This is a genomic window from Dyadobacter sp. 3J3 (assembly GCF_009801115.1).
GTDB lineage: Bacteria > Bacteroidota > Bacteroidia > Cytophagales > Spirosomataceae > Dyadobacter.
The window spans coordinates 438891-465443 of the sequence record NZ_VTOL01000005.1 but is presented as its reverse complement, the minus strand read 5'-3'; the positions used below and the strand labels follow the sequence as shown (position 1 = coordinate 465443).

Below are 26553 nucleotides of genomic sequence, written 5' to 3'. Positions count from 1 at the left end.
CGCGAAAGGTTTGATATCTACCGAAATATCAATAAAAATAAGTACCCGGAAATTACCCCACTGAAACTACGTTGATGATTATTTTTTTGAATGCAAATAACCCAGAAAAACTTTTTTAACCTATGAATAGAAAAATACCCCGTGAAAAAGTTGTCTTTAAAGTAGTAAGCGCTACTGCCAAACAACTATTGATTTTCATTTTATGCTGCGGAATTTCGGCGGCACACGCGCTCCATGGACAGGAATTGCTTAGCAAGGAAATTTCCCTGAAAGTGGAATCTCTGGAAATCAAAAAGATCCTTAATCTGATTGAAAAACAGGCTGATGTAAAATTTGTATACAGCACCAACAGCATCCAGGGAATTCAAAACACCTCGTTGAAAGAATTGAAAGGACCTTTAAATAAAGTACTGGACCAAATTCTGGCACCGATCAACGTATCGTATGAAGTGGTTGGAACAACGCGTATTTTGCTTCGAAAAAAAGCTTCGGGAACCGCGATTCAGTCACAAGGAATTATTTTCCCAAATCAGTTGATTGAACGTAAAGTTTCAGGAAAAGTGGTTGATGAAAAAGGCGAAGGATTACCAGGCGTAAATGTGTTGGTTGTCGGCAGCCAAACTGGAACTTCAACCAATGAAAAAGGTGAATATGCGCTCAATGTCGGTGACGGCGCCGTGACCCTGAAATTTTCTTTTATCGGTTATGTGAGTCAGGAAGTGGTTTCAGATAAAAATAATGTTGTCAATATTTCACTGGCTCCGGACGTAAGTGCACTTCGGGAAGTGGTTGTGGTAGGTTATGGTACGCAGGAAAAGAAAGATGTAACAGGCGCAGTTTCTTCTATCAAAGGTGCTGATTTTCAAAATTTACCATCAGGAGGCGCGCAACAAGCATTACAAGGGAGAGCAGCCGGTGTTAATATTGTAAGGAATGGCGGTGCTCCGGGCGATGCTGGTTCAATCCAGATTCGTGGTTTTGGTACTGTTAATAATTCCACTCCGCTTGTTGTCATCGATGGTGTACCTTCGGGAACGATGAATGATGTCAATCCAAATGATATCGAATCGATTGAAATTTTGAAAGACGCATCGGCATCGGCAATTTACGGAACACGAGCTGCAAATGGTGTTATTATCATCACAACAAAACGTGGGAAATTTGATAATCCAATTAACCTGACTGTTAACGGATATGTCGGTGTTACAAACCGTATCAAAACGCTGGATGTTTTAGACGCTCCAACTTTGGCTTCCTTGAAAAGAGAAGCATATACAAATGATGGCTTACCAATTCCTGCAATCTGGAACGACGCAAAATATCAGACTCAGTTAACAAACTGGCAGGATGAAATTTTAAAGCAAGGTGTTACTCAAAACTATGACGCATCGATTCGTGGTGGTGGCAAATATTCTTCTTTCTCATTATCGGGTGGTTATTACAATGAAAAAGGGATTATTGGAAAGTCGAATTACAAACGTCTTACTTTTCGTATAAATTCGGATCATAAAATCGGATCAAGGATCAAGATTGGACAAAACTTCCAGTTTACGAATACACATAATACATCGCCTGATACACAGTCTTCACAGACGGGATTACTATGGAGTGCAATCCGTTTCCATCCTGGTTTGCCTGTTAGAAATGCAGATGGATCTTATAGTTCAACACAGGGTATTGGCGCGTTCGGAGATATTAACAATCCGGTTTTCACCATAGACAATCAGGATCAGGACAACATTCGTAACCGTTTTTTAGGCAGTGTTACCGGCGAGCTTGAAATTGTTGAAGGATTAAAACTTCGTGCGAACCTTGCAATGGACGCAACTTTCGGAGAAACCCATTCTTTTGATATTAAAATCAATGATCAGTTCAGGACTAATTCTTACAACCAGTTAAATTTAGGTCATGATAAAAACTGGTCATTTTTGCAGGAATATTTCCTTTCTTACGACAAAAAATTTGGTCAGCATTCTCTCAATGCTGTAGCAGGTTACACATCGCAAACCTTCAACGATATTTATTCCAATCAGCGCGGACGTGACTTTGCAAGTGAAGATCCTTCTTTGCGTTATATGCAGTATGCAGGAACAATCGTTTCCATTTCTCAAAATGATGGCGGTAATGGTGGCCGTAGTTATGATGCGTTAGGGTCAGTCTTCGGCCGTGTAAATTATTCCTTCCGGGATCGTTACTTATTTACTGCAACGGTTCGTAGCGATGGTTCTTCCAAGTTTGCACCAGGTAATCAATGGGGTTACTTTCCTGCTTTTTCAGCAGGGTGGAGAATATCAGAAGAGTCTTTCTTCAAAAATGCTTTGCCGGTTTTCAGCAATTTCAAGTTAACTGGTGGCTGGGGACAATTGGGTAATCAAAATGTCGCATCCTTACAGTATCTGGCTCTGATCAATTCTTCATATCGTTATGCGTTTGGTAATGGTGGCGTTCAAAATTTCATCTCGGGTGCTGCGCAAAGCAGACTTGCCAATACAAATATCGGGTGGGAAACTGCTGAAATGAGTAACTTCGGATTGGAGGCTGGATTAATGAAAAATAGCCTTTACTTCTCTGCCAACTATTTCATCAAGGATACAAAAAAGATGCTTTTGGCTCCTCCTTCAATCGGAACCATAGGAACGTCCACTATTCCGGATCAGAATATTGGTCAGTTAAGAAATAAAGGTTTAGAAGTAGAAGCATCGTATCGTCACTCTATCGGTGGTCTTACACTAAACATAAGTGGAAATGCTACGCTTATTCAAAACAAAATAACAAAACTGGCAACCCCGGGAGGATTTCTTGCAACACAATTATACGGAAGAGGTCAGCAGGAAATTGTCAGAACTTATGAAGGCCACCCTTATGGAACATTTTACGGGTACAAAGCGGATGGAATTTATCAAAACCAGGGACAAATTGATGCTGATCCTAATATTGCTAATGATTCCCGCAAAACAGACGGACAAATTAAACCCGGTGATGTCAGATTTCTGGATTTAAACAAGGATGGCGTTGTGGATGATCAGGACAGAACAATTATCGGAAGTCCTCAGCCTAAAATAAATTATGGATTTTCAGCTGGTGCCAACTTCAAAGGTTTTGACCTAACATTATTTTTTGTTGGTGTAGGCGGTTCTAAAATTTACAATGCAGATCGTATGCAGGGACTTGATGCAAGTTATTCTTTCAATTTGTATGCAGAAGAACAAAACCGCTGGCATGGAGAAGGAACAAGCAATACTGTTCCTCGTGTAAGTATTGACAACGGAAACCGTAATTACAGACCGTCAGATTTGTTTGTAGAAAAAGGTGATTTCCTACGTTTAAAAAATATGACACTCGGATATACTGTTCCAAAAACGGTGATCAGCAAACTAAAAATGTCGCAGGCAAGGGTTTATGTAACAGGTCAGAATATTATAACCTTTACTAAATATACCGGACTGAATCCGGAAATTGGATATGCAGCCGGTGGACAGAAATACAGCCAGCTGAACGTAGATTACGCACAGTATCCGCTGGCTCGTACATGGACAATCGGAGCTACTTTATCATTCTAATCTAAACGTTCAGATCTATCCCAGCCGAATTTTAATCCTATGAAAAAGATAACGATACTAGCCGGATATATTTTTCTTGCAACGTTGATGAGTTGCCAGAAAGACTTACTCGATACAATACCTTACGGACAAGTTACGTCCCAACAATACTGGCGCAACGGTGACGATGTTGTTTCTGCCGTAAATGCGATTTATGCTCCGTTGCTTAATGAAGACGGATTCGCTCATACCGAATATACCTTTGATAACTGCTCGGATGATATGAACCGCGCCGGTGACCATTCCGACGAAACGGCCCTTGAAAATTTCACTTTTGATGCTTCAAACTCGCATATATTGGCAACCTGGTCGACTAAATATGAGGTAATTTCCAGAGCAAATGCTGTTCTGATCAATGCGCCAAAAGTTACTATGGATGAAACCTTGCGTAACCGCAGCATGGGAGAAGCTTACTTTTTGAGAGGTTTTGTTTACTGGAGACTTTCATTGATTTATGGTGAAGTTCCGATTCTTTTGGAAGCCGATGCACTTGCCCTGACTTTCAATAAACCAAAGTCATCTCTGGCAGAAGTACGTGCGCAGGCGGAAGCAGATTTCATCAAAGCCGCATCTTTGCTTCCGGCAACATACAGTGATACAGAAGGTGGACGTGTTACGCAGGGTGCCGCCAACGGTTTCCTTGCCAAACTTTATGTATATCAGGAAAACTGGGCAAAAGCCATTGAAGCCAGCGCCAAAGTTACGGGCAATTCAGCATATCAGTTAGCAACAGGTTTTAACCAAAATTTTGAGTTGACGACTGAAAATAACACCGAAACATTATTTTCTTTACAATACGAAACAGGCTGGACCACGGACAACTCTCCTGCATTTTACCATACCCCTCAAACTTTCGGAGGCTGGGGATTTCATGAGCCTATTCAGGATCTTGTAAGTGAATTTGAAAAAGGTGATCCACGTTTGGCTTATTCAATATTCAGTCCGGGTGATAAAGTTGAAAGAGGCGGTTTGGGAGAAACTGAATTTACGGCTGATATGACACGTGTGACAGGTTATGCATTCAAAAAGTACTCTCAGTTCACTACAACCGGCGATATGGACCAAAGTCTGAACGCTCCTTTCCTTCGTTCTGCGGACGTTTATCTTTTAGCTGCAGAAGCAAAAATTCGTTCCGGTGCCAATGGAGATACGGAATTAAATGTGGTCAGAAAACGTGCAGGCCTGAAAGCAATTACTGGCGCTACGATGAAAGATATCATGCATGAACGCCGTGTAGAACTTGCGGGTGAAAATGAAAGACATCAGGATTTAATGCGTTGGGATAAAGCAGGGTTGGTCGACATTGTTGCTCATTACAAAATTGCCCGCGGACCTTACAAACCAAGTCGTAATTTTGTAAAACCAAAACATTATTACTTCCCGCTTCCACAACGTGAAGTGGATTTAAGTAATGGGGTGTTGATCCAAAACAGCAATTATTAATTATTAATGGTTAATTGTTAAGGGTTAATGTGGCGGAAAAATTTCACTGTCTCATAGGAAAGAAGTCAAGTGTGAAATCTTGGCTTCTTTCTCTCTTTAAATTGAAATAATTTTTAGCGTGAAAAAAGTTGTTATAGTCTTTCTGTTAATGTCGGTTTTGACGCGATGTGTGTCTAAGGAAAAGCAGATTCAAGGTACTTGGAAAACGGATTCTATTTCAAATTTTGTTAATGGTTTTACCCAGGTTAACAATTCTCAGGATGAACATTGGTCGCATTTTGAGTATACAAAAGAGGGGGCTGTATTTGAACGACGGAAGCAGGAATTCAGGAAATCCAATTACAAAATCCTGAAATCAGATTCACTTGTATATATCGATTCTGCCGGTACTTTTTTGAGTGGCTACAAGATTCTCAAACTTGACGATCATCAGCTGGTATTGAAAAAGATTCAAAAGCCATATCTTCCGGGTAAAAATCAGCAACTCTACGAAGTTCGCTTTTTCTCTAAAATTACTTCTGATAGTACCGCATCAAAATGATCCAAAAACTGATCTTGCTTTTTATACTTAGCACCACGCTATTTACCTGCAAAAAAAAGAATCAGGATACTTTATTTGAATTACTCCCCTCCGGCGAAACCGGAATTACGTTCTCCAATAATTTAAAAGAGGATGAAAAGCTCAACATTCTCACTTACGAATATTTTTATAATGGCGGCGGCGTTGGTGTCGGTGACATCAACAATGACGGCTTACAAGATGTTTTCATGGGCGGAAACATGGACGAAAGCCGCTTATACCTTAACAAAGGAAATCTGAAATTTGAAGATATTACCGAGAAATCAGGAATCAAATTAGCCGATAGCTGGGCTCGCGGAATTTGCTTGGTCGATATTAATGCCGATGGTTTTTTAGATATCTACGTTTGTCGCGCAGGGCCGCAACAACCAAATTCAAATCCAACACCTCGCCCAAATTTACTATATATCAATAAAGGGAATAATGCGTTCGTTGAAGAAGCGAAAAAGTATGGCCTGGATTATGCTGGTAATACCACGCAAGCTGCTTTTTTTGATTATGATAAGGACGGCGATCTTGATGTTTTTCTTGTAACCAACGTCATGGAGCGAAAAGGCCCGAATGTGATCCGGCCAAAACGCACGGATGGTTCGGCATTAAGTACTGATAAATTGTATCGAAATGATGGAAAAATAAACGGCCAGATAAAATTCACAAACGTTTCTACCGAGGCAAATATTCTCACCGAAGGTTTCGGATTGGGTGTTTCCATTGTGGATGTGAATGAAGATGGCTGGCAGGATGTGTATGTTTCGAATGATTATTTGTCAAATGATCTCTTCTATATCAATCAGAAAAACGGAACATTCAAAAACGAGATAACAGATTATTTTCGTCATCAAAGTTACTCTGCAATGGGCAATGACGCGGCTGATATTGATAACGACGGACTGGTAGATTTTGTAACGCTGGATATGTTACCGGAAGGAAACACCCGCCGGAAAAATATGTTTGGGTTGATGAATTACGACCGTTTTCTTTCAGAACAAAGAATGGGTTATCAGCCGCAATTTATGCGTAATACTTTACAGCATAATAACGGAAACCGGCCTGGAACAACCCATCCTTTTTTCAGCGAAATCGGAAGATTTTCGGGAGTTCAGGCTACCGATTGGAGTTGGAGCGCTCTGTTTGCTGATTATGATAATGATGGCAAACGCGATTTGATGATCACAAACGGTTATCCAAAAGACATAACCAACCGCGATTTTGTGGTTTACAGAATGGCCCAATACCAGCAGCAGATTCAGTCAGGAAACCTTGATAATACGCCAACCGTTCAGGCGCTGAAAGAAGTGAAAGGTGCACATGTGGCTAATTATTTATTTAAGAATAACGGCGATCTTACTTTCAAAAACGAATCCGAAACCTGGGGTTTTGATACGCCTTCTTTTTCAAACGGCGCGGCTTATGCCGATCTGGATAATGACGGCGATCTGGATTTGATCATCAACAATATTGACCACGAAGCTTTTGTATACAAAAACCAGTCAGAAAAACTTCCTGACCATCATTATCTTTGTGTAAAACTGAACGGAACAAAAGAGAATCCATACGGATTTGGCACGAAAGTGACAGTTTACACTAAAAACGAAAAACAGTTTATCGAGCATTCCCCTTACCGCGGATATCAGTCAACCGTTGAAAATACACTGCATTTTGGTTTAGGAAAAAACAAAAAAGTTGATTCGATCCGCGTGGTTTGGCCTGATAATCAAACACAGTTGCTAACGAATATTGCTTCCGATCAGGTTTTGAAAATTGAACATACCAAAGCGATTACCAATCAGAAAATTAATCCGATACCGGTAAAACCCATTTTTGAAGAAGTTTCGGATGTATTGGGAATTCATTATACACATAAAGAAGAATTATATATTGATTTTAAAGTCCAGCCGCTTTTGCCTCATTTGTTATCTCAAAACGGGCCCGGAATTACAGTAGGTGATATTAACGGAGACGGTCGTGAGGATTTCTACATTGGTGGCGCATTCCGTCATTCGGGAAGTTTTTTTGTTCAAAATGTTAGTGGAAAGTTTATCGAAAAGCCGCTAACCAAAGAGCAGAAATTTGAAGAAGATATGGGCACGCTGCTTTTTGATGCGGATATGGACGGTGATCTGGATTTATATATAGTCAGCGGAAGCAGTGAATTTCCTATTGATTCCAAATATTATCAGGACAGGCTCTATATAAATGATGGAAAAGGGAATTTTAAAATTGATATATCTGCATTACCTGTCAACACAACCAGCGGCTCATCAGTTTGCGCAATTGATTTTGACAAAGACGGTGATCTGGATTTGTTCATAGGCGGACGACTTACGCCCGGCCAATATCCAACTTCACCCAAAAGCTCAATTCTCAGAAATGATCACGGCAAGTTTACAGACGTGACTGCTCAGATTTGTCCCGAGTTAAAAAGTGTAGGCATGGTCACAACATCGCTCTGGACAGATTTTGATAATGACGGATGGATGGACTTAATACTTGCAGGCGAATGGATGCCACTAACTTTTTTGAAAAACAAAAACGGGAAGTTGGTTAATGTGACTTCTTCAACCGGTTTAACAAATACAAATGGTTGGTGGAACAGTATTGTTGCGGGAGATTTTGATGAAGACGGAGATATAGATTATGTTGCCGGAAATGTTGGGCTAAACTCCGAAGAACGTCCATCAGCAACCAAACCTCTCACCATGTTTGCCAAAGATTTTGACAAAAGCGGAACGATGGACCCGGTTATGTTCCGCTATTCAGGAGAGAGCTTATATCCTATTCATCCACGTGACGAGATGACAAGCCAGATGAATTTCCTTAAAAAACGTTTCGTTTATTATGGTGATTATGCGAAGGCTGAAATGAAAGATATCTTCACAAAAGAAGAATTGAAAGACGCAACAAAACTTAGTTGTGAAGAAATGCAGAGTGTCTATATTGAAAATCTTGGAGACGGAAACTTCAAAATAAAACCGTTACCAATAGCAGCGCAGCTCGGACCAGTTTATGGAATTGTAGCCGGAGATTATGACCAGGACGGCCATTTGGATTTACTATTGACAGGAAATTCGTACGCTCCTGAATCAATCAGCGGACGGCTTGATGCATTTAGCGGGCTGCTGCTTGAGGGAAATGGAAAAGGCAACTTCTCATCCGTTTCCTCAGCAAAAAGCGGATTTCTGGTTGAAGGTGACGGAAAAGGTTTGGCGGAATTGCAGATGAATGATGGAAAAAAATTAATCCTGGCAACGCAGAATAATGACGTTCTCAAAACTTTTTTATCTGAAAAAACAGAAAAAAAAATCATCAGGATTAAGCCGCTACCAACCGATACCTGGACGGAAATTACTTTTAAAAACGGTCGTAAAAGAAAACATGAATGGAATTACGGTTCCGGGTATTTGTCGCAATCTTCACGAACCTTACTAATTCCAAAAGAGAATATATCCGCTATCAAAATTTACAATTCCAAAGGTGCGGTTCGGAATATCGCTATTGAAAAACTAAAATAAGCACCCCTCACCCGACCAGAACCCTGACCTTTTTGATTCTCTTTTTATCGGCTGACTGCACTTTGAAAGTAATAGTACGATGTGTGGCAATTTCTCCGGTGCGAGGTAATCTTGAAAATAGTTCAAGCAACAGTCCCGCTAGTGATTCACTGTTCCCACGGACTTCATCAAAATAATCCGATTCCAGATTCAGGATTCTGCACAAGTCGTTGATCAAAACCATTCCTTCAAAAACATAGGTATTTTCATCAACCTTAGTATAATTCACTTCGTCCTCCTCGTCATATTCATCATTAATATCACCGAAAATCTCTTCAATAATATCTTCCAGCGTAATCAAACCGCTTGTTCCGCCGTATTCATTGATTACAATCGCCATGTGTACACGACGACTCTGAAAATCCTTCATCAAATCATCCAGACGTTTGCTTTCAGGAATCAGGTAGGGAATACGAAGTAATTTTTGCCAGTTAAAATGTTCATTGTGGTGTAAATGAGGCAGTAAATCCTTCACGTTCAAAATCCCCTCCACACTATCCAACGTGTCCCTAAAAACCGGCACACGTGAATATCCTGACTTATTGATCTTGTCCATCAGCTCGTGAAAATTCAACTCAATGTCAAAAGCATTGATGTTCATCCGCGGCTGCATGGCTTTTCTGGCGTTCGTCTGGCGGAAATTTGCCAACCCTCTCAACAGATCCGTTTCCTCTTCACTTTCTGCTTTTGCTTCCAATCTTTCCGTAGAAATCTCAGAACCTTCCGGCGTCAGGATTCCAAAAACGTAACCAAGTTTTGTAATGGGTTTGGTTAACGGTTCACAGACTTTTATCACAAAATGCGTTATTCCGGCAATTTTAGGAATAAATTCAACCGCATTTCGCGCTGCATAAAACCGGATAATTACATCCAGCCAAATCCAGAACGCAAGTGATCCAAGAGAAATCCAGTGAAAAATAGTTTGGTCATTATGTTGTACCTGGATCCAGGTAAATCTTGCGGCGAGCAATAGTGCAAGCAAAGTAACGCCGCGCTGAATAATGGAAAGTGCAAGTTGCTGAATGCGGGTTGGTATATAACCTTCGGAAACGCCTTTTCGCTCCCAGGGATTTTCCATCGCGCCGGCTGTTGCGTAAGAGGCCCTGATCCCGGAAAGAAAAAGAGAAACAGCCAAAAGTATGAAGACAAGAATTAATTCGTAGACGGCAAATTCGTCAATAGGTATGACCATTCCGGTCAGGACAGGAAGCGCACTTTTAACGGGATAAAATATCCCCGTACGCTTTCGGGACAACGGATCGTCACTGTCGGCAGTTTCTATCACAAAGAGTAAGAAAAGTTCATAATAAGCCTCAATATAAGAATTCTATCCAAAATAAGTATGGTCAATCCAGTTACATTTTAAATTAACCCCATTTTTGGATAGAATTCCTTCAAATATTAGAATGGCAAGTCGTCATCGTCATTTCCGGCAGCCATTGACGGCGGTATCGGATCCGAAGATCTTGGTGCCTGATTTTGTCTTGGAGCTGATGACTGTGTAGAATTTTGAGTACCCTGATTGTTATTTTCTCCACCACCATTATTCGGTCCTCCTAATAATGTCATGCTATTCGCGCGAATCGTTACGCCCGATTTCTGAACCCCTTCTTTATCGGTCCAGTTATCGGTACGAAGTCTTCCTTCTATATATACAGAATTACCTTTTTTGAGATATTTCTCAGCAACTTTCGCAAGTCCTTCCCATAACTCAATGCGGTGCCATTCTGTGTTTTCAACTCTTTCTCCGCTTTTGTTGGTATAAGCTTCGGTTGTAGCAATACTGAATTTTGCTACTGCTGATCCGCTCTCCAGATATCTAACTTCCGGGTCGCTGCCTAAATTTCCGATAAGGATTACTTTGTTAACACTTGCCATGATTTTGTGCGCTTGTGATGATTGTGGATAATTAAATTCAATATACCGGATATTAGTTTAAATATGCAAATTCAAATTTCGCATAAACGGATTAAAGGCCATTTCCGATAAACTGATTAACTTTTCATACATCCCGTTCACTGATTTTTCCCGAAATTTTATTTTTGAGGATCAATTTATTACGTCCATCATGCGTCACTTCCTGTTTTATCAAATAATGTTCTGCATCATATTCTACATAATTTGAAGGTTTGGTAACACCTTCTTGTCCACGCCACACCGGCAATTCCACTTTCTCCCACAATTTCGTTTTTGAAGAGCGGTACGCGGCATCTATTACAGCATTCACAACGTAACCGTCATAAAAAGTTTCGGCGGCGTCACGTCCTTCTTCTGCGGCATTAAACATATCGGTGAACATGTGATTATATCCCAGATCATTTACTTCATCACCGACAGGAAAAAGCCAGCCGCTTTTACTTTCCGCTTTCTCCGCAACGTAATCTCCCCCACTTCCGGACGTGTACATTTCAAATCCTGTGCGGAGGAAATTATTGATCCAGATTGTTCCTTCTGTACCCATTACCTCGTCCCGCAAATCCATCCCGCCGCGGAACGTCCAGCTCACTTCAAATTGTCCGATTGCCCCGTTTTCATATTTCACTAAGGCAATGGCGTGATCTTCTGCATCAATGGGTTTTACCTGCGTATCTGCCCAGCACATGACTTCCACCGGACGAATATCTTTCCCAATAAAGTTTCTCGAAATTTCGATGCAATGACAGCCAAGATCCAGAATACATCCGCCGCCTGCCTGTTCAATATCCCAGAACCATTCACTGTGCGGGCCCGGATGCGCTTCTCTCGATTTCGCCCAGATAATTCTGCCGAGCGACCCCGCTTTAACACTTTCCAAAGATTTCAAAAACTTTGGACTATAACAAAGATCTTCAAGATAACCGGCAAAAATCCCGGCTTCCTCAACCGCCTGCATCATACGAAGTGCTTCATCGGCATTTCTTCCAAGTGGTTTCGTTGAAACAACTGCCTTTTTATGTTTTGCACAAAGCATGACAGCTTCCTGATGAATATTATTAGGCAACGCGATGCATACCATAGTAACACTCGGATGAGAAATAATCTCCTCCATATTATCTGACCAAAAATCACAACCGTAATCGTCGGCGAATTTTTTCGCGCTTTCTTCCCGTCTCGCATAAATCGCAACAACACGATCCCGGCCGCGCTGGCCATGAATAGATTCCGCATAAAAACGTCCGATAAATCCGGAACCGAGCATGGCTATTTTTTGCATAAAGATTAATTTGGTTAGGTGTTATTAGGATTATGAAGCCAGTCAGAGATTGTCATTTATTGGCAGGAAATAGTCAGGTTTTGTCAAGGATAGTTAGGAAATTGTCAAGGGTTGTCAGATATAGTCAGGAAAACTATAAATGACTACACCTGACAACAAATGACAATTTCCTGACTACAATTGACAATCCCTGACTTTTTTATTTGGTTTTAACTTCCTCCTCCCATCCTGTCGTTTTCAACGCCGGATCATTTTCTTTTTTCAAAAAATCTGCATTTTCAAAAGGCGTTGCATTCCATTCTGTAATCGCATGATCCGGGACGATATCCACTGGCACCCGCCAGGAATTCGAAGTTTCGGCATATGCCAGATTCGATTGTGAATTGTAACAGGAAATTAAAGACCAGCGAGGCTTGTCAGATAAATTTGCTTCGGAGCGGTGCATCAGGTTACTATGGAAAAACAATGCATCACCCGGTTCGATTTCGCAATAAATCAACTCCATCGTTTCCAATGCATTGTTAACCATCGTCATATCTGCACCAACTTGTTCTCCTGCAAAACCGTGATTTACTCTTCCTAATTTATGTGAACCTTTGATGACCTGCAAACATCCGTTTTCCTTATTTGCAGCTGTCAGGGCAATCATCACACTCATCATTTGATCGGGAAAAAGAAATTGGTTTTTATACCAGTAACCATAATCCTGATGCCATTCCCATGCTCCGCCAACTTTCGGTTCTTTTTGCATCAGTTTGGTATGAAAATGACAAACAGCGCTTTCCTGACCTAAGAGCTGGGCAACAGAATTCACCATTCTTTCACTTCGGATCAGGTAACCAAAAACGTCATTTCCGGGCGTAAACCACAGCGAAAGTTTTGTTTTCTTTCCGGTTTGATCATTTAAATCCATCGCATTTTTCTGCATGATGGAGTTTTCGATTGCGCTGTTATATAGCTTGTCAATTTCTTCCTGAGAAAAAAGATTTTTGACTACCAAAAAGCCATCTTGGTGATAGGTTTCAATTTGTTCTTCATTTAAATTAATCTTCGCCATGTCAGGAATATTTATCTGTTCAGTACAAATTTATATTATTAAAAACACAATTCAACCGAACAATACTCATACCAAATTGAAAAATAACTTTGCCACGAATGCACTAATTTTTCACGAATGTTCGATTAGCCAATTCGTGAAAAATTCGTGTATTCGTGGCAAAATAATTACAGCTATATAAACATTTCCTCTTTTAATACCGTATCCATTAAAATGGGTTTTGGTAATTCTTCGACTTCACTTTTGGAATAAAATGCCATGTCTTCTGGCAGATTTATAACTTCATCCTCCGACACGGTAATCCACCAAAATCTTACCGTTAATCTTTGATGGGTTAGCAAATGCGTATATTCTTTTACAACCTGCCGAAACTGGCCCTTTTTCTTCCAGAATTCTAAATAAATATTTTCAGGCAAATCGTCTGGACTATTGATATCAGCAGTCGATTCAACTAAATAAAAATCATATAATCCTTTCCATATATCTTTTCCGCGCCGCTCATGCATCGCCAGGTTTTCACCTTTTTGTAAAATGAAATAATTAAAATAGCGGTTTTTCACAGCATTCTTTTTCATTTTGACCGGAAGCTTGTTCTGCATGTTAAACTCGTATGCATAACACATATAAGTAAAAGGACAAACCGAACAATTTGGAGAAACGGGTACGCATTGCAAAGCTCCAAATTCTATCATTGCCTGATTATATGTCGCCGGGTCTTCCTGAGAAATAATCTGTTTCGCCAGATTTGTGAACTCATTTTTAGCTCCCGAACTTAATATATCGGTGAAAACTCCAAACAAACGAGACATCAACCGAAACACATTTCCGTCAATAGCAGGCACAGCCTCGTTAAAAGCAAAGGAGGCAATGGCGGCGGCTGTGTAAGCACCCAAACCTTTGAGTTTGGCAAGCTTGATGGCATTATCCGGGAATTTCCCTTCTAACTCTTCCACAATTTGTCTCGCGGTATGATGCATGTTTCTGGCCCTAGAATAATACCCCAAACCTTGCCAAAGTCTTAAAACATCCCGTTCATCAGCCGCAGCCAAATCAAAAACGGTCGGATAGTTGATCAGGAACTTTTCATAGTAGGGAGTGCCCTGAGCCACACGTGTTTGTTGCAGGATAATCTCTGAAAGCCAAATTTTATATGGATCCGTTGTTTGTCGCCAGAGCAGCGGACGATGGTTTTCCAGGTACCAGGATTTCAGTTTTGTGTTAAATTCAAGTAGTTGTAAATGATCGGGTAGCATAACGTTTTGACTTATATACACTGTTTTTTAACCAATTAGAAAAAAAATGAAAATGCTAACCTTTTAAATTATGGTAAAATTACCCTACCTTTGTGTTCCCAAAATTTAGAGGAGGAAATAAATAAACGAAATAATATCCACTTAAAGTAAACAATCAAAGTGACTAAGGCAGACGTAATCGCACAAATTTCCGAGAAAACAGGTGTAGACAAGGGCGATGTTCAACAAACGCTAGAATCGTTTTTCACTGTTGTAAAGGACTCCCTTGCAGATGGTGAAAATCTATATGTTAGAGGTTTCGGTAGCTTTATCAATAAAAAGCGTGCCCGTAAAGTAGCTCGCAATATCTCTCAAGGAACTTCAATGATCATTGACGAGCATTTCGTACCAAGCTTTAAACCAGCAAAAGTTTTTGTTGAACAAGTGAAGGTAAGCGACAAATTAAAAGATCTGGCTGAGAAATAATTTGCCTTAATAGGTTTGATTAAAACAGTATGAAAAAGTCTATAATTCTTTCTTGTGTATTGGCATTAGCCTTGGTTGGGACACTTTACAGTCTTCCAAAGGTGGTCGTTAATACAAAAGCAAAGGAAGTGGACACCGAGAAGAGTGAGGCTGCAACAGCGCCAGGTGCTTCGGCATCAGCTACTCCGGCATCCGAAACTCCCTCAAATGCGCATGATGGAGCCACTTTATCCCCTGAACAACAAAAAAATGTTGACCAGCTGAGAAGTGGTTTCAATCAGGCAAGTGGAAAAGACAAAATAGCTGCCGGATTAAAATTGTCTGATACGTTTGCAAAACTTCAAAAGTTTGACAGCGCAGCAAGTTATGCAGAAAAAGTAGCCCAGTTATCCCCTTCTGTTGAGAATATCACAAAAGCTGGTGACCGTTACTATGAAGCATATGGATTTGCCGTGGATGATGCCAAAGCGAAAAGCCTTGGTAACAAAACGCGCGAATTTTATGGTAAGGCAATTGAAAAAAATCCAGGTTTGCTTGCTGCGAAAGCCAATATGGCGATGACTTATGTAAATACAGAAAACCCGATGCAGGGAATTCTGATGTTGCGCGAAGTTTTGGATACGGATCCAACGAATGAACTAGCTTTGTTTAATCTTGGTATTCTATCTATGCGTTCGAATCAATACTCGAAAGCAGCAGACAGATTCAGGCAAATACTGACTAACAATCCTGCCAACACAAAAGCGAAATTCTATTTAGGATTGACGCTTGTTGAATTAGGAAACAAAGATGAAGCCCGTAAAGTGTTGGCCGAAGTAAAAAAAGAAGAGAAAGATCCCGTTATCCAACAGGCTCTTATCGAACTTCAGCAGCGTCTTGACAATTAAATAAGTAAAACAATTATTTTTTATTATATAAACGACATAAATTTATGCCTTGCGGAAAGAAAAGAAAGAGACATAAGATTTCCACTCATAAGAGAAAGAAACGTCTTAGAAAAAATAGACATAAGAAGAAATAATTGATATGTGACCGGATTCAATCATATGGATCCGGTCATATTATCACTTACTAGATATATGTTGCCTGTCTTTAAATGTAAAGCAGGAGGTCGAGTATTAACTTTATATAGCCATTTGGTTGGTTGAACATTGAGTAACGAATTACTAATCAATTCTACTCAAAAGGGAGAACGTATAGCCCTTTTGCAGGATAAACGTCTGTTAGAATACCACGTCGAAACACCGGATCAAAGCTTTACCGTTGGGGATATTTACCTTGGTACAGTTAGGAAACTCGTGCCTGGGCTTAATGCTGCATTTGTAGACGTGGGATTTGAGAAGGATGCTTTTTTGCATTATCTGGATTTAGGGCCTAACATTAATTCCCTCAACAAGTTAACCAAAGATGTAATTTCCAAGCGTGTCAACTCGGGCAAATTGAGTAACTTCAAGATGGAGCCCGAAATTGAGAAACTTGGCAAGATTGATAAAGTACTCTCTAAGAATCAACCTATTTTGGTTCAAATTGTAAAAGAACCAATTTCAACAAAAGGCCCCCGCCTATCATGTGATATTTCCATTGCAGGTCGTTACATCGTTTTGGTTCCTTTCTCAAATTCAGTAAACCTTTCCAAAAAGATTACTGACAAACAGGAAAGAACACGTTTGCAGCGTCTGATGTCTTCCATCAAACCAGCCAACTTCGGTGTTATTATCCGTACAGTTGCCACGGGCAAAGATGTAGATGAACTGAATAAGGATCTTCAGGATTGCCTTGACAAGTGGGAAAATGGCATCAAAATGCTTCGTGATGCCAAGCCTCGTGACCGTGTTATAGGTGAAATGAATCGTGCTTCTTCGATTATCCGTGATATGTTGAACGAATCGTTCGACAGTATTACGGTGGATTCAAAAGAAGTTTACGAAGACATTAAAGCCTATATCCACAACATTGCACCGGATAAAGAAAGTATCCTGAAATTGCATAATGGCAAAAACAAGATATTTGAACAATTCGGCCTGGAAAAACAAATTAAATCTCTTTTCGGCCGTTCGGTAAGTTTGCCAAATGGCGGTTATCTGATCATTGAACATACAGAAGCTCTGCACGTTATCGACGTGAACAGCGGAAATAAGTCCAATTCGGAAGAGGATCAGGAAGCAACTGCGCTCAGTGTAAACATTGAAGCAGCTAAAGAAATTGCCCGCCAGTTGCGCTTGCGTGATATGGGTGGAATTATCGTTGTCGATTTCATTGACATGAAGAAAGCGGAAAACAAACGCATTCTTTTTGACATGATGCGTGACGAAATGAAAGGAGACCGTTCAAAATATACGGTTCTTCCGCTTTCGAAATTCGGGTTACTGCAAATCACACGTCAGCGTGTAAGACCCGAAATGAATATTGTTACCCGCGAAACTTGTCCTACTTGTGGCGGTACGGGAACAATCCAGGCGAGTATTCTGGTGACAGATATTATCTTGTCTAACCTGGACTATATTCTTTCCAAACAAAATGAACGTGGCATTACCATCGCACTTCATCCGTTTATCTATGCTTATTTCACTAAGGGAATTATTTCAGAGCAAGTGAAGTGGTTCTTCCAATACAAAACCTGGGTGAAGCTGATTAAGGATACTTCATTAGGCGTTATTGATTTCAAATTCCATAACAAATATGGAGAAGAAATTGAGATTGTTCCGGGAAGCTGATTTTTTAGCTGTTAGCGGTTAGGTTTTAGCTTTTGGGGTAGCCTGTTTGTTATTTCTTGCTTATTTCTTTATTTTGATTTCCAGATTGGGTTTCGCTTTTCTTTGAATGCGACTGAGCCTTCTTTTGCATCTTCGGATTTAAGAAGTTTATCTAATTCAGATTTCAGATAAGCATGGCGTTTGCTTTCTTCTACATCTGATAAGTTTTGTAATGCTTCCATTCCTGATTTTATGGCGTAGGGCGCATTTGAACAAATTAGATTAGCAAGTTTATTGACTTCGTATTCAATGACTTCTTTATTAGCTATTTGGGTGACCAAGCCTAAATCCAACACTTCTTCCGCCGTATAACTTTTTCCCGTTATCGACATTTCCAGTATTTTCCTTTTGGGGATGATATCCAAAAGCGAAGCCATCACCTGCATCGGCCAGATTCCTCTTTTAACTTCGGGTAAGCTGAAATTTGCTTCTGGTATACTTACGACAAAAGTGCATCCGCATATTATTAAAAATCCTCCTGCAAATACAGAGCCTTCTATCTGGGCGATCGATGGCTTGTGCAAATTCGTAAAAGCGTCTCCCAATCTTACTTCTCCTTTTGGCTCGGGAAGTGTTTGATTTTTCTGATCTATTGTTGGATCATGAAAAGCATTCAAGTCTGCACCAGCACAGAAAACAGGACCTTCTGCTTTGATAATGACACAACGAATTTCAATTATTTTTTTTGCATAAGCCAATGCAAATGCGATTTCATTGGCCATGGTTGGCGTGAAGGCGTTTCGCTTTTCGGGCCGGTTAAGGATAATTTCAAAAATGTTTCCTTTCAAAGAAGTTTTGATATACAGAAATTCAACCGAATCATAATTCGCAACGTCTTCTTCTTTGAAAAAATGCATAATCGACAGATATTAATGTGAAATTACATAGTCACAACTTCTTCCAGCATACTGATATATTGCAGAATACCAGCTTCAATTTCATGGAGATAAATAAATTCATTAGCTGTATGTGAACGCTCCGAATGTCCCGGCCCCATTTTTAAAGAAGGGCAATCCAGCAATGCCTGATCCGAAGTTGTTGGTGAACCATAAGCATTTCTGCCACGGCTTAAACCCGCTTGTACAATTGGATGCTCCATGGGAATACTAGAAGGACGAAGGCGGATAGAACGTGCACTTACCTCTGACTGAATATTTTCCTGAATAACCTCGATGATTTCTTCCAGTGAATATTGATCCGTCGCACGGACATCAATGGTGAAAACGCAGGTGTCCGGTACAACATTATGCTGCGTACCGGCATTAATAATCGTTACCGACATTTTTATAGGTCCCAAAGTCGGAGAAACTTTCGGGAATTTGTAATGCTGTATCCATTCAATATCTTTTATCGCCTTATAGATCGCGTTATCGCCCTCTTCTCTTGCAGCGTGTCCCGATTTACCTTTTGCTGTACAATCCAGTACTAACAGTCCCTTTTCTGCTACTGCAAGATGCATTTCCGTAGGTTCTCCAACGATGGCAAACGAAATTTCCGGAAGCTCAGGAACAACAATTTCCAAACCCTCCTTCCCTGAAATTTCCTCCTCTGCCGTGGCAGCAATCACGATATTGTAAGTTAAATCTTCGCGATTATAAAAATGACAAAAAGTAGCAATCAGCGAAACCAGACAACCTCCGGCGTCATTGCTTCCCAGCCCAAACAATTTATCGTCTTCAACCAATGCCTGAAAAGGATCGAGCGTCCAGGATTTATTTGGCTTGACCGTATCGTGATGTGAGTTTAACAAAACGGTTGGTTTTGCCGGGTCAAAATATTTGTTGTATGCCCAGATGTTGTTCTTTTTAGTATGAAAAGGAATATCTTTTTGTCTGAAAAAATCCTGAATTAAGGCAGCTGTATTGTCTTCTTCTTTGCTGAATGACGGTGTTTCGATCAGCTTTGTCAGTAAAGAAATTACTTCCTGCGTAAGCTGCTGGATATTTTGTGAATCAGTTAAAGAAGACATATTCGGGCTTTCTGGTACAACAATATTTTGGGCAAAGGTATAAAAAGAAAAAATGCCACGAATACACAAATTTCCACAAATACATTAATTAATATTAGTGAAAATTCGTGCATTCGTGGCAAAAAAATGAATTGGCTTACACCATACTCATTTCAAATATTAGTTTATTATGCTCTAATCTGCCCATCCCCACGCACAACCCATTTTTCTGTCACCAGTTTTTCCAAAGCAAATGGCCCGCGCGCATGTAATTTCTGCGTCGAAATCCCGATTTCAGCACCCAAAGCAAACACGCCACCGTCTGTGAAACGCGTTGACGCATTGGCATAAACAGCCGCTGCATCCACTTCATTTAAAAATTTCTCTATTGCCTCAGTATCTTTTGAAATAATCGCCTCAGAATGACTGGACGAGAAATTATAAATATGATCAATCGCCGCATCTAATCCATCAACAATCTTGACGGAGCATTTATAATCCAGAAATTCTCTTCCGAAATCCTCCGGTTCGGCTTTTTGCAAAAAAGGATATTCGGCTTTTTTAAGTATATCAAAAGAAGTCTCATCCGCAAAAACTTCTATATTCCATTTAATAAAATCGTTTTTCAGCATTGGCAAAAATGCTTCTGCAACTTCTCTGTCAACCAAAACAGTATCCAGTGTATTACAAGCAGAAGGACGTGAAACTTTCGCATTCACAACAATATTCTTCGCTTTTTCAAGATCAGCCGTTTTCTCAACATAGGTATGACAAACACCGGCACCGGTTTCAATGGTTGGTACAAGTGAATTTTTACGCACAAACTGGATCAGACTTTCCGAACCACGTGGGATTATAATATCCACATATTTAGTCGCCGTCAACAATTCGTTGACAAATTTCCGATCCGTTGGTAATAACATGACGGCGGCTTTATCAATACCCATTTCTGTCAGACTTTCATGAATCAGACCAACAAGAAATGTATTCGAAAAATGAGCTTCTTTTCCACCTTTCAATACGCAGGCATTTCCGGAACGCAGACAAAGAGAAGCCACATCAAGCGTCACATTGGGTCTTGATTCATAAATTACTCCTACGACGCCCAGCGGAACGGTCAATTTTTGTAACGACATCCCCTGCTCTATAGTTTTTTCCAGCAAAACTTCTCCCGTCGGATCCGGCAGCGAAGCTACATCGCGTAAACTTTGTGCTAAATCTATAATCCGTTTTTCATTCAAAAGCAACCGGTCCTTTTTGGGGTCCGCATCATTCATCGATACCAGATCTTTCTGATTTTCTGCAATGATATAAGCAGTATTTGCCAAAACTTTATCTGCCAAAACGTTAAGTAAATCTGCTCTTTGGTTATCAGATAATTTACGAACCGCCACCGAGGCGTCTTTTGTCGCTTTTAAAAAAGGTATTATAGATTCCACTTCCATTATAATAGTACGATATCATTGGCGTGAGCCACTTCAAAATTCACTGTTTTTAAATTTTCTTTTATTGCGCCGGAAGTTTCCCGTGCACGCGCCACCGCGATCATTTCCGCATCGTGAGAATATATTTCTATAATTTCTCCTGCTTCAAAATCTCCGGTTACTTCCATTACTCCGACCGCCAATAAACTTTTCCTTTTTAGTAAAGCTTTTGTAGCACCTTCATCGACCTGTAACCTTCCTGAAACCAATCCTCCGCTTCCTAACCAACGGTTTCTTGCCGATAAAGTACTTTTCTCAGGATTCATTTCAGTACCAGCATTTCCCTCCAGTGCTTTCAGAAGTTCATCCTCTTGTTTCATTCCAAAAATGACCACCCTGATCCCCATACGGGTTGCAAGTTTGGCGAAGGTAAGTTTGGAAGCCATGCCTCCTAATCCGAGGAAAGATTTATCTGTTTTTACAAATTTAAAAACCTCGTTTACGTTCGATACGTTCCCTATAATATTTCCGTCGTCGTCAAGCAAACCACCGACCGAAGTACAGAACATGATCGTTTCTGCTCCAAAACCAACAGCAAGTAAAGTTGCAAGCTCATCATTATCAGAAAACTTCAACTCACGATCACTGACAACGTCATTCTCATTAACAATAGGAATAATATTATTCTGCCACAATTCTTCAAATGTATTCTTCAACTGCAAAAACTTGTTACGGTTTGCAAAATGCTGGCGTTCACAAAGACTTTGCGCGATAAAAATCCCGTTTGGAGCAAAATAGCTAGCATATAGCCCAACAAGCAAAGGATTTCCAACAGATGCCGCCGCTTTTCGCTGCGTCATCGTTCCTTTATAATCATTGATGTAAGCCTTTCCGGCTCCTACCGCTCCTGATGAAACAATGATGATGCGGTATCTGGGATGCAGCAAAGAAACCTGACGCGCAACTTCTGAAATAATCTTAACATCTGGCTCACCGGAAGGAAGCGTAATAGACGCCGTCCCAAATTTTATAACAAGGATTGGTTTTGACACTTTGAGAATACTTAAAATACTTCTTACGCTCTTATCAACATTTCACGTTAAAATTACTTAGTTACCCCGTTATTAAAAAGCGGAATGTTTTGAAGAAAGTGTTTGCTGTGGATTTAAAAGAAATTTCCGGTTCAATAGCAGCGCTTTTTTCAGCTTATCCATATAATCGGTGCGCGGAATTTCGATTGCACCGTATCTTGAAACATTATCATTTATAAACTGAGTGTCTAACAACTGATAACCGTTTGCCCTCAGAATTTCGATCAGATAATGGAAAGCTACTTTGGAAGAATTTGCTTCTTTGTAAAACATCGATTCTCCAAAAAAAACACCCCCTATGGAGACACCATACAAGCCGCCAACTAGTTTATTTTCAAGGTAAGCTTCCACACTGTGTGCATAACCAAGTTTATGTAAATTGGTATAGGCAAATATAATATCGTTCGAAATCCAGGTTTCGTCCTCCACCCCCCGCGGAGCTGCACATCCGTGCATAACACCTTCAAAATCAAAATCTACCCGAATTTCAAATGTTCTTTTATTAATGACAGGACGTAGTGACTTGTGCGGCTTGTAAGAGTATATAGGAATAACAGCCCTGGGATCAGGTGAATACCAGTAAATTGCCCCATCCGGCTCTGCCATTGGGAAAATTCCATTGATATATCCGTAAAGAAGATCGTCTGCCGTAAGGGTTGTCATTAAAAATATTCATTCAAATTCATAAGACTGATGCAAGCTAAAAAAATTGTCGTTATCCCCGAATATTTTTTCTATTGCAAGAACTATAAAAATATAATCCATGTTTCTTTCAAGTAACATTTTTTTTTGCAAAATTTGCATCTTATTAGACGGACCAACCAAGTCAAATGAATAGCAACGGAATACATACTGTGCTTCATACTACACCTTTCAGGTTTAGGTCCCCCAGGACCGTCTAACTCTTGTTTACCTATGTGGTAAAACTTCTATCCCCGTCTTTTTTAAATTTTTGAAACGTCCCATCGTAGTTTTCTGGGAATTTAATTTTTGTTTCGAACAATTTTTCGTCAGTAAATTCATCAATGAAAAATACCGAAGTAGTAGGCAGTAAGTTCATTATACAAACCGCCAATGAAAATCATTTCCATTTCGCCGATACAATTTGTGCTGAAATGGAAGAGAGTGCCAAAAAACGTGGTACTGGTATAGCAAAACGCTCCCCTGTTTATATCATGGAAAAAATGGTAGAAGGAAAAGCGATTATTGCCACTACTGACACGGGAGTATGGGTAGGTTTTTGTTATATTGAGACCTGGGAACATGGCAAATTTGTTGCTAATTCCGGTCTGATCGTACATCCTGACTTTCGTCAGAGTGGTATGGCAAAGTCTATTAAGCAAAAAGCTTTTGAACTTTCTCGTCTAAAATATCCCGATGCTAAAATTATTGGTATCACCACAAGTTTGCCGGTAATGAAGATCAATTCTGATCTTGGTTACGAGCCTGTCACTTTCAGTGAACTTCCCGCTGATGATGCGTTCTGGAAAGGCTGTGCAAGCTGTGTAAATTATGATGTATTGAGCCGTACAGGCAGAAAACATTGCTTGTGTACTGGTATGATGTACAATCCTGAAGAACATAAAAAAACCGAGGCACAACCTGAAAAAGACACCTGGGATTTCCTTAAAGAGTCCAGCCTTTATGAGCGTTGGATGCGTATCAAGCAACGTATCTTGTTGCGAAGGGAAGAACGTGCCAAAAAGAAAAATGCCGAGGCGATGCTCGTACATTAAGTACAGCACTCATAATATTGATTATTATATCATTCTAAATACCTCGCCCGGCAGCTTTTAAAAGCCCGATGCGAGGTATTTTTTTGTTATATACAGAATTAAAATTACGATAAGGGAATAAGCTTTTCCCAATTCGGGAATACTTAAGTACTTTTACACACACAAAATGAGAATTTTTACCAGAAGCACACTTAGAGAATTTTGGAACAAATCGCCAGATGCAAGGCCTGCTTTGGAATTTTGGTACGACACTATCGAAAAAATGCATTTTAAGAGCCCTAATGAGGTGATCAAGTTTTTCAAAAATGCCGATACAATCGGAAATGGAAGAATAGTATTTAATATAACTCATAATAAATACCGACTGATTGCCAAATTTGAATATGAAAAGCAGTTTGTATTTGTTCGTTTCTAAGGCACTCATAACGAATATGATAAAATTGAAAATATTAAAAACATTTAATCATTCAAAGCAATATGAAAACACTTGCAATCAATTTGGATGACATTGTTATCAGACCAATTACCAATTCAGCAGATTTTGAGGAAGCATCTAAAATTATTGATGCTCTGATAGATGCTGATCTATTGGAAGATTTGAAACTACGCAAAAGAGCCTTGGATATTTTAGAAGCAGTTACGGTTTTGGCAATTGACTATGAAAAAAGGCATTTCCCAATTCCAAAACCAGATCCAATTGAAGCAATAAAGGAACGAATGAGTCAACTACATCTGACCCGAAAAGATGTAGCACCTTATTTTGGAGGAGAAAATAGAGTTTCTGAGGTATTGAATAAGAAAAGGAACCTGACAATTAAAATGATAAGGGAATTAAATAAGAACTTAGGAATACCCGTAGATACGTTACTAACAGTTGGTTAGTAACAATTAGTGAAAATTTAAAATAGAACAAGAATCATATTAATAAATATAATGTCACAGCCCAAAGTAGTTTTAGCGTTTAGTGGAGGATTGGATACCTCTTTTTGTGTAAAATATTTAGCCGAAGATAAAGGTTATGAAGTCTATTCGGTATTGGTTGATACCGGTGGTTTTACAGACGAAGATTTAAAAACCATAGAAGCTAACGCCTATTCACTAGGTGTAGAGAAACACGCGACAATTTCCAAAACAGCCGATTATTATAATGATTGTATCAAATATCTGATTTTTGGTAATGTATTAAAAAACAATACATACCCACTTTCAGTGAGCGCTGAACGCGTTTTCCAGGCTGTTGCTGTTGCTGAATATGCAAAAGAAATCGGTGCAACTGCGATTGCGCACGGAAGTACAGGGGCTGGAAATGACCAGGTTCGGTTCGATATGGCTTTCCGTATCATCATTCCGGAAGCTGAAATTATTACACCAATCCGTGATCTGAAATTGTCACGTGAAGCTGAAATTGAATATCTGACTAAAAAAGGCGTTGGCCGCGAATGGGCTAAGGCAGCATATAGTATCAACAAAGGTCTTTGGGGAACTTCTGTTGGCGGAAAGGAAACGTTGACTTCTGAGCAGTATTTGCCAGAATCAGCATGGCCAACGCAAGTAAGTAAAACAGAACCGGAAACGATCACGTTGGAATTTGTTGAAGGTGAATTGAAAGGCGTAGCAGGCGAAACTTTTGAAAACCCGGTTCAGGCAATCCAGAAATTGGCGGCTATTGCTCAGCCTTTCGGAATTGGCCGGGATATCCACGTGGGTGACACGATTATCGGAATTAAAGGTCGTGTTGGTTTTGAAGCTGCGGCTCCTTTGATCATTATCAAAGCGCACCACACCCTTGAAAAACACGTTTTGAGCGAGCAACAACTTTACTGGAAAGAACAACTTTCTAATACGTACGGGACTCTTCTTCACAAAGGACAGTTCGTTGAACCGGTAATGCGTAACATCGAATCTTTCTTATCTGATACACAGTCGCATGTAACGGGAAAGGTGCACGTACATCTTGCTCCATACCGCTTCTATGTCGAAGGAATTGAATCACCATTTGACTTGATGTCTTCGAAATTTGGAAGTTATGGTGAGATGAACAACGCCTGGACTGGTGATGACGTGAGAGGATTCTCAAAAGTCGCTTCGAATCAGGTGATGATTTATCAGAAAGTAAGCGAGTCGAATGATTAATTGTTAAGGATTAATTGTTAACGGTTAATGAATTTGCTCGAATGAGGTTCTACCATAAGTACAGTTTGTTGGTAAAAAATTACACGAAGGATCATTAATCTCGAACAATTTAATAGGGCAAATGACCTCTTGATGATGAGAAAGAAAATTTCAGCTAAAAAGTTAAAACAGGAACCAACGGCATTTTCACAGGCTGAAACCACTCATTTAAAAAGTGAGTTTTCTAATTTTGAACGCTGGCGGGATAATCTTTCAAATTTTTCTGAGAATTTCATGTCTGAGAGAGTTCAACCTCCTCTTGATAAGCTTGAAAACCTTTTCGAATAA

Annotated in this window: 22 protein-coding genes; 12 read left to right on the top strand and 10 right to left on the bottom strand. The window is 40.0% G+C overall.

Features of this window, described 5'->3' with window-relative positions; translation table 11 throughout:
- The first annotated feature begins 122 nt into the window (after positions 1–122).
- The 4 genes from FZF08_RS13890 (at position 123) to FZF08_RS13875 (ending at position 9134) form a co-directional block, all read left to right on the top strand.
- Positions 123–3560 (top strand): TonB-dependent receptor, encoded by a 3438-nt coding sequence (locus FZF08_RS13890; protein ID WP_159469688.1) that lies wholly within the window; start codon positions 123–125, stop codon positions 3558–3560.
- A 39-nt stretch (positions 3561–3599) separates the two neighbouring features.
- Positions 3600–5042 carry a RagB/SusD family nutrient uptake outer membrane protein gene (locus tag FZF08_RS13885; protein WP_159469686.1) on the top strand — a complete coding sequence of 481 codons (1443 nt, stop codon included), beginning with the start codon at positions 3600–3602 and terminating at the stop codon, positions 5040–5042.
- 118 nt (positions 5043–5160) lie between these two features.
- The gene (locus FZF08_RS13880) at positions 5161–5583 is read left to right on the top strand and encodes a hypothetical protein (protein ID WP_229216521.1); all 423 of its coding nucleotides are present in this window, start codon (positions 5161–5163) and stop codon (positions 5581–5583) included.
- Entirely contained in the window at positions 5580–9134 is a 3555-nt protein-coding gene (locus FZF08_RS13875) for a VCBS repeat-containing protein (RefSeq protein ID WP_159469682.1), read from the top strand. The genes FZF08_RS13880 and FZF08_RS13875 overlap by 4 nt, the downstream gene beginning before the upstream one ends.
- 7 nt (positions 9135–9141) lie before the next feature.
- On the opposite strand, the gene FZF08_RS13870 is transcribed toward FZF08_RS13875, so the two are convergent.
- The 5 genes from FZF08_RS13870 to mutY all read right to left on the bottom strand — a co-directional run bounded on the left by FZF08_RS13870 (position 9142) and on the right by mutY (position 14676).
- Positions 9142–10458, bottom strand: coding sequence for a transporter associated domain-containing protein (locus FZF08_RS13870; RefSeq protein WP_159469680.1), 1317 nt, complete (start codon positions 10456–10458; stop codon positions 9142–9144).
- 116 nt (positions 10459–10574) lie between these two features.
- Positions 10575–11051: a single-stranded DNA-binding protein gene (locus FZF08_RS13865; protein WP_200837077.1), complete on the bottom strand. Its 477-nt coding sequence runs from the start codon at positions 11049–11051 to the stop codon at positions 10575–10577.
- A 124-nt stretch (positions 11052–11175) separates the two neighbouring features.
- On the bottom strand, positions 11176–12366 hold the full coding sequence (locus FZF08_RS13860) for a Gfo/Idh/MocA family protein (RefSeq protein WP_159469678.1): 1191 nt from the start codon (positions 12364–12366) through the stop codon (positions 11176–11178).
- A 199-nt stretch (positions 12367–12565) separates the two neighbouring features.
- Positions 12566–13423 (bottom strand): phytanoyl-CoA dioxygenase family protein, encoded by an 858-nt coding sequence (locus FZF08_RS13855; RefSeq protein ID WP_159469676.1) that lies wholly within the window; start codon positions 13421–13423, stop codon positions 12566–12568.
- A gap of 173 nt (positions 13424–13596) precedes the next feature.
- Complete coding sequence (gene mutY, locus FZF08_RS13850) at positions 13597–14676, bottom strand: A/G-specific adenine glycosylase (protein ID WP_159469674.1); 1080 nt, start codon at positions 14674–14676, stop codon at positions 13597–13599.
- Positions 14677–14835: 159 nt separating this feature from the next.
- On the opposite strand from mutY, the gene FZF08_RS13845 reads away from it, so the two are divergent.
- The 3 genes from FZF08_RS13845 to FZF08_RS13835 all read left to right on the top strand — a co-directional run bounded on the left by FZF08_RS13845 (position 14836) and on the right by FZF08_RS13835 (position 17855).
- The gene (locus tag FZF08_RS13845) at positions 14836–15141 is read left to right on the top strand and encodes an HU family DNA-binding protein (RefSeq protein ID WP_159469671.1); all 306 of its coding nucleotides are present in this window, start codon (positions 14836–14838) and stop codon (positions 15139–15141) included.
- Between the two features lie 29 nt (positions 15142–15170).
- Complete coding sequence (locus FZF08_RS13840; RefSeq protein WP_159469670.1) at positions 15171–16028, top strand: tetratricopeptide repeat protein; 858 nt, start codon at positions 15171–15173, stop codon at positions 16026–16028.
- Positions 16029–16292: 264 nt separating this feature from the next.
- On the top strand, positions 16293–17855 hold the full coding sequence (locus tag FZF08_RS13835) for an Rne/Rng family ribonuclease (RefSeq protein ID WP_200837076.1): 1563 nt from the start codon (positions 16293–16295) through the stop codon (positions 17853–17855).
- A 68-nt stretch (positions 17856–17923) separates the two neighbouring features.
- Here the strand turns inward: FZF08_RS13835 and FZF08_RS13830 are convergent, their stop codons facing one another.
- The 5 genes from FZF08_RS13830 to aat form a co-directional block, all read right to left on the bottom strand.
- Positions 17924–18751, bottom strand: coding sequence for an enoyl-CoA hydratase/isomerase family protein (locus FZF08_RS13830; protein ID WP_159469668.1), 828 nt, complete (start codon positions 18749–18751; stop codon positions 17924–17926).
- A 23-nt stretch (positions 18752–18774) separates the two neighbouring features.
- A complete protein-coding gene (locus FZF08_RS13825; RefSeq protein ID WP_159469666.1) occupies positions 18775–19863 on the bottom strand; it encodes a M20 family metallo-hydrolase in 1089 nt (362 codons plus the stop codon).
- 167 nt (positions 19864–20030) lie between these two features.
- Positions 20031–21281: a glutamate-5-semialdehyde dehydrogenase gene (locus FZF08_RS13820; protein ID WP_159469664.1), complete on the bottom strand. Its 1251-nt coding sequence runs from the start codon at positions 21279–21281 to the stop codon at positions 20031–20033.
- A 5-nt stretch (positions 21282–21286) separates the two neighbouring features.
- On the bottom strand, positions 21287–22318 hold the full coding sequence (gene proB / locus FZF08_RS13815; RefSeq protein WP_159469662.1) for a glutamate 5-kinase: 1032 nt from the start codon (positions 22316–22318) through the stop codon (positions 21287–21289).
- 72 nt (positions 22319–22390) lie between these two features.
- On the bottom strand, positions 22391–23020 hold the full coding sequence (gene aat / locus FZF08_RS13810; protein WP_159469660.1) for a leucyl/phenylalanyl-tRNA--protein transferase: 630 nt from the start codon (positions 23018–23020) through the stop codon (positions 22391–22393).
- 362 nt (positions 23021–23382) lie between these two features.
- Here aat and FZF08_RS13805 point away from each other — a divergent pair, with 362 nt between their 5' ends.
- From FZF08_RS13805 to FZF08_RS13785, 5 genes are all read left to right on the top strand, one after another.
- A complete protein-coding gene (locus FZF08_RS13805) occupies positions 23383–24093 on the top strand; it encodes a GNAT family N-acetyltransferase (protein WP_159469658.1) in 711 nt (236 codons plus the stop codon).
- 166 nt (positions 24094–24259) lie between these two features.
- Positions 24260–24508 carry a type II toxin-antitoxin system HigB family toxin gene (locus FZF08_RS13800; protein ID WP_159469656.1) on the top strand — a complete coding sequence of 83 codons (249 nt, stop codon included), beginning with the start codon at positions 24260–24262 and terminating at the stop codon, positions 24506–24508.
- 62 nt (positions 24509–24570) lie between these two features.
- Positions 24571–24975, top strand: coding sequence for a type II toxin-antitoxin system HigA family antitoxin (locus tag FZF08_RS13795; RefSeq protein ID WP_159469654.1), 405 nt, complete (start codon positions 24571–24573; stop codon positions 24973–24975).
- A 51-nt stretch (positions 24976–25026) separates the two neighbouring features.
- Complete coding sequence (gene argG, locus FZF08_RS13790) at positions 25027–26226, top strand: argininosuccinate synthase (protein ID WP_159469652.1); 1200 nt, start codon at positions 25027–25029, stop codon at positions 26224–26226.
- Between the two features lie 132 nt (positions 26227–26358).
- Entirely contained in the window at positions 26359–26553 is a 195-nt protein-coding gene (locus FZF08_RS13785) for a hypothetical protein (RefSeq protein WP_159469650.1), read from the top strand.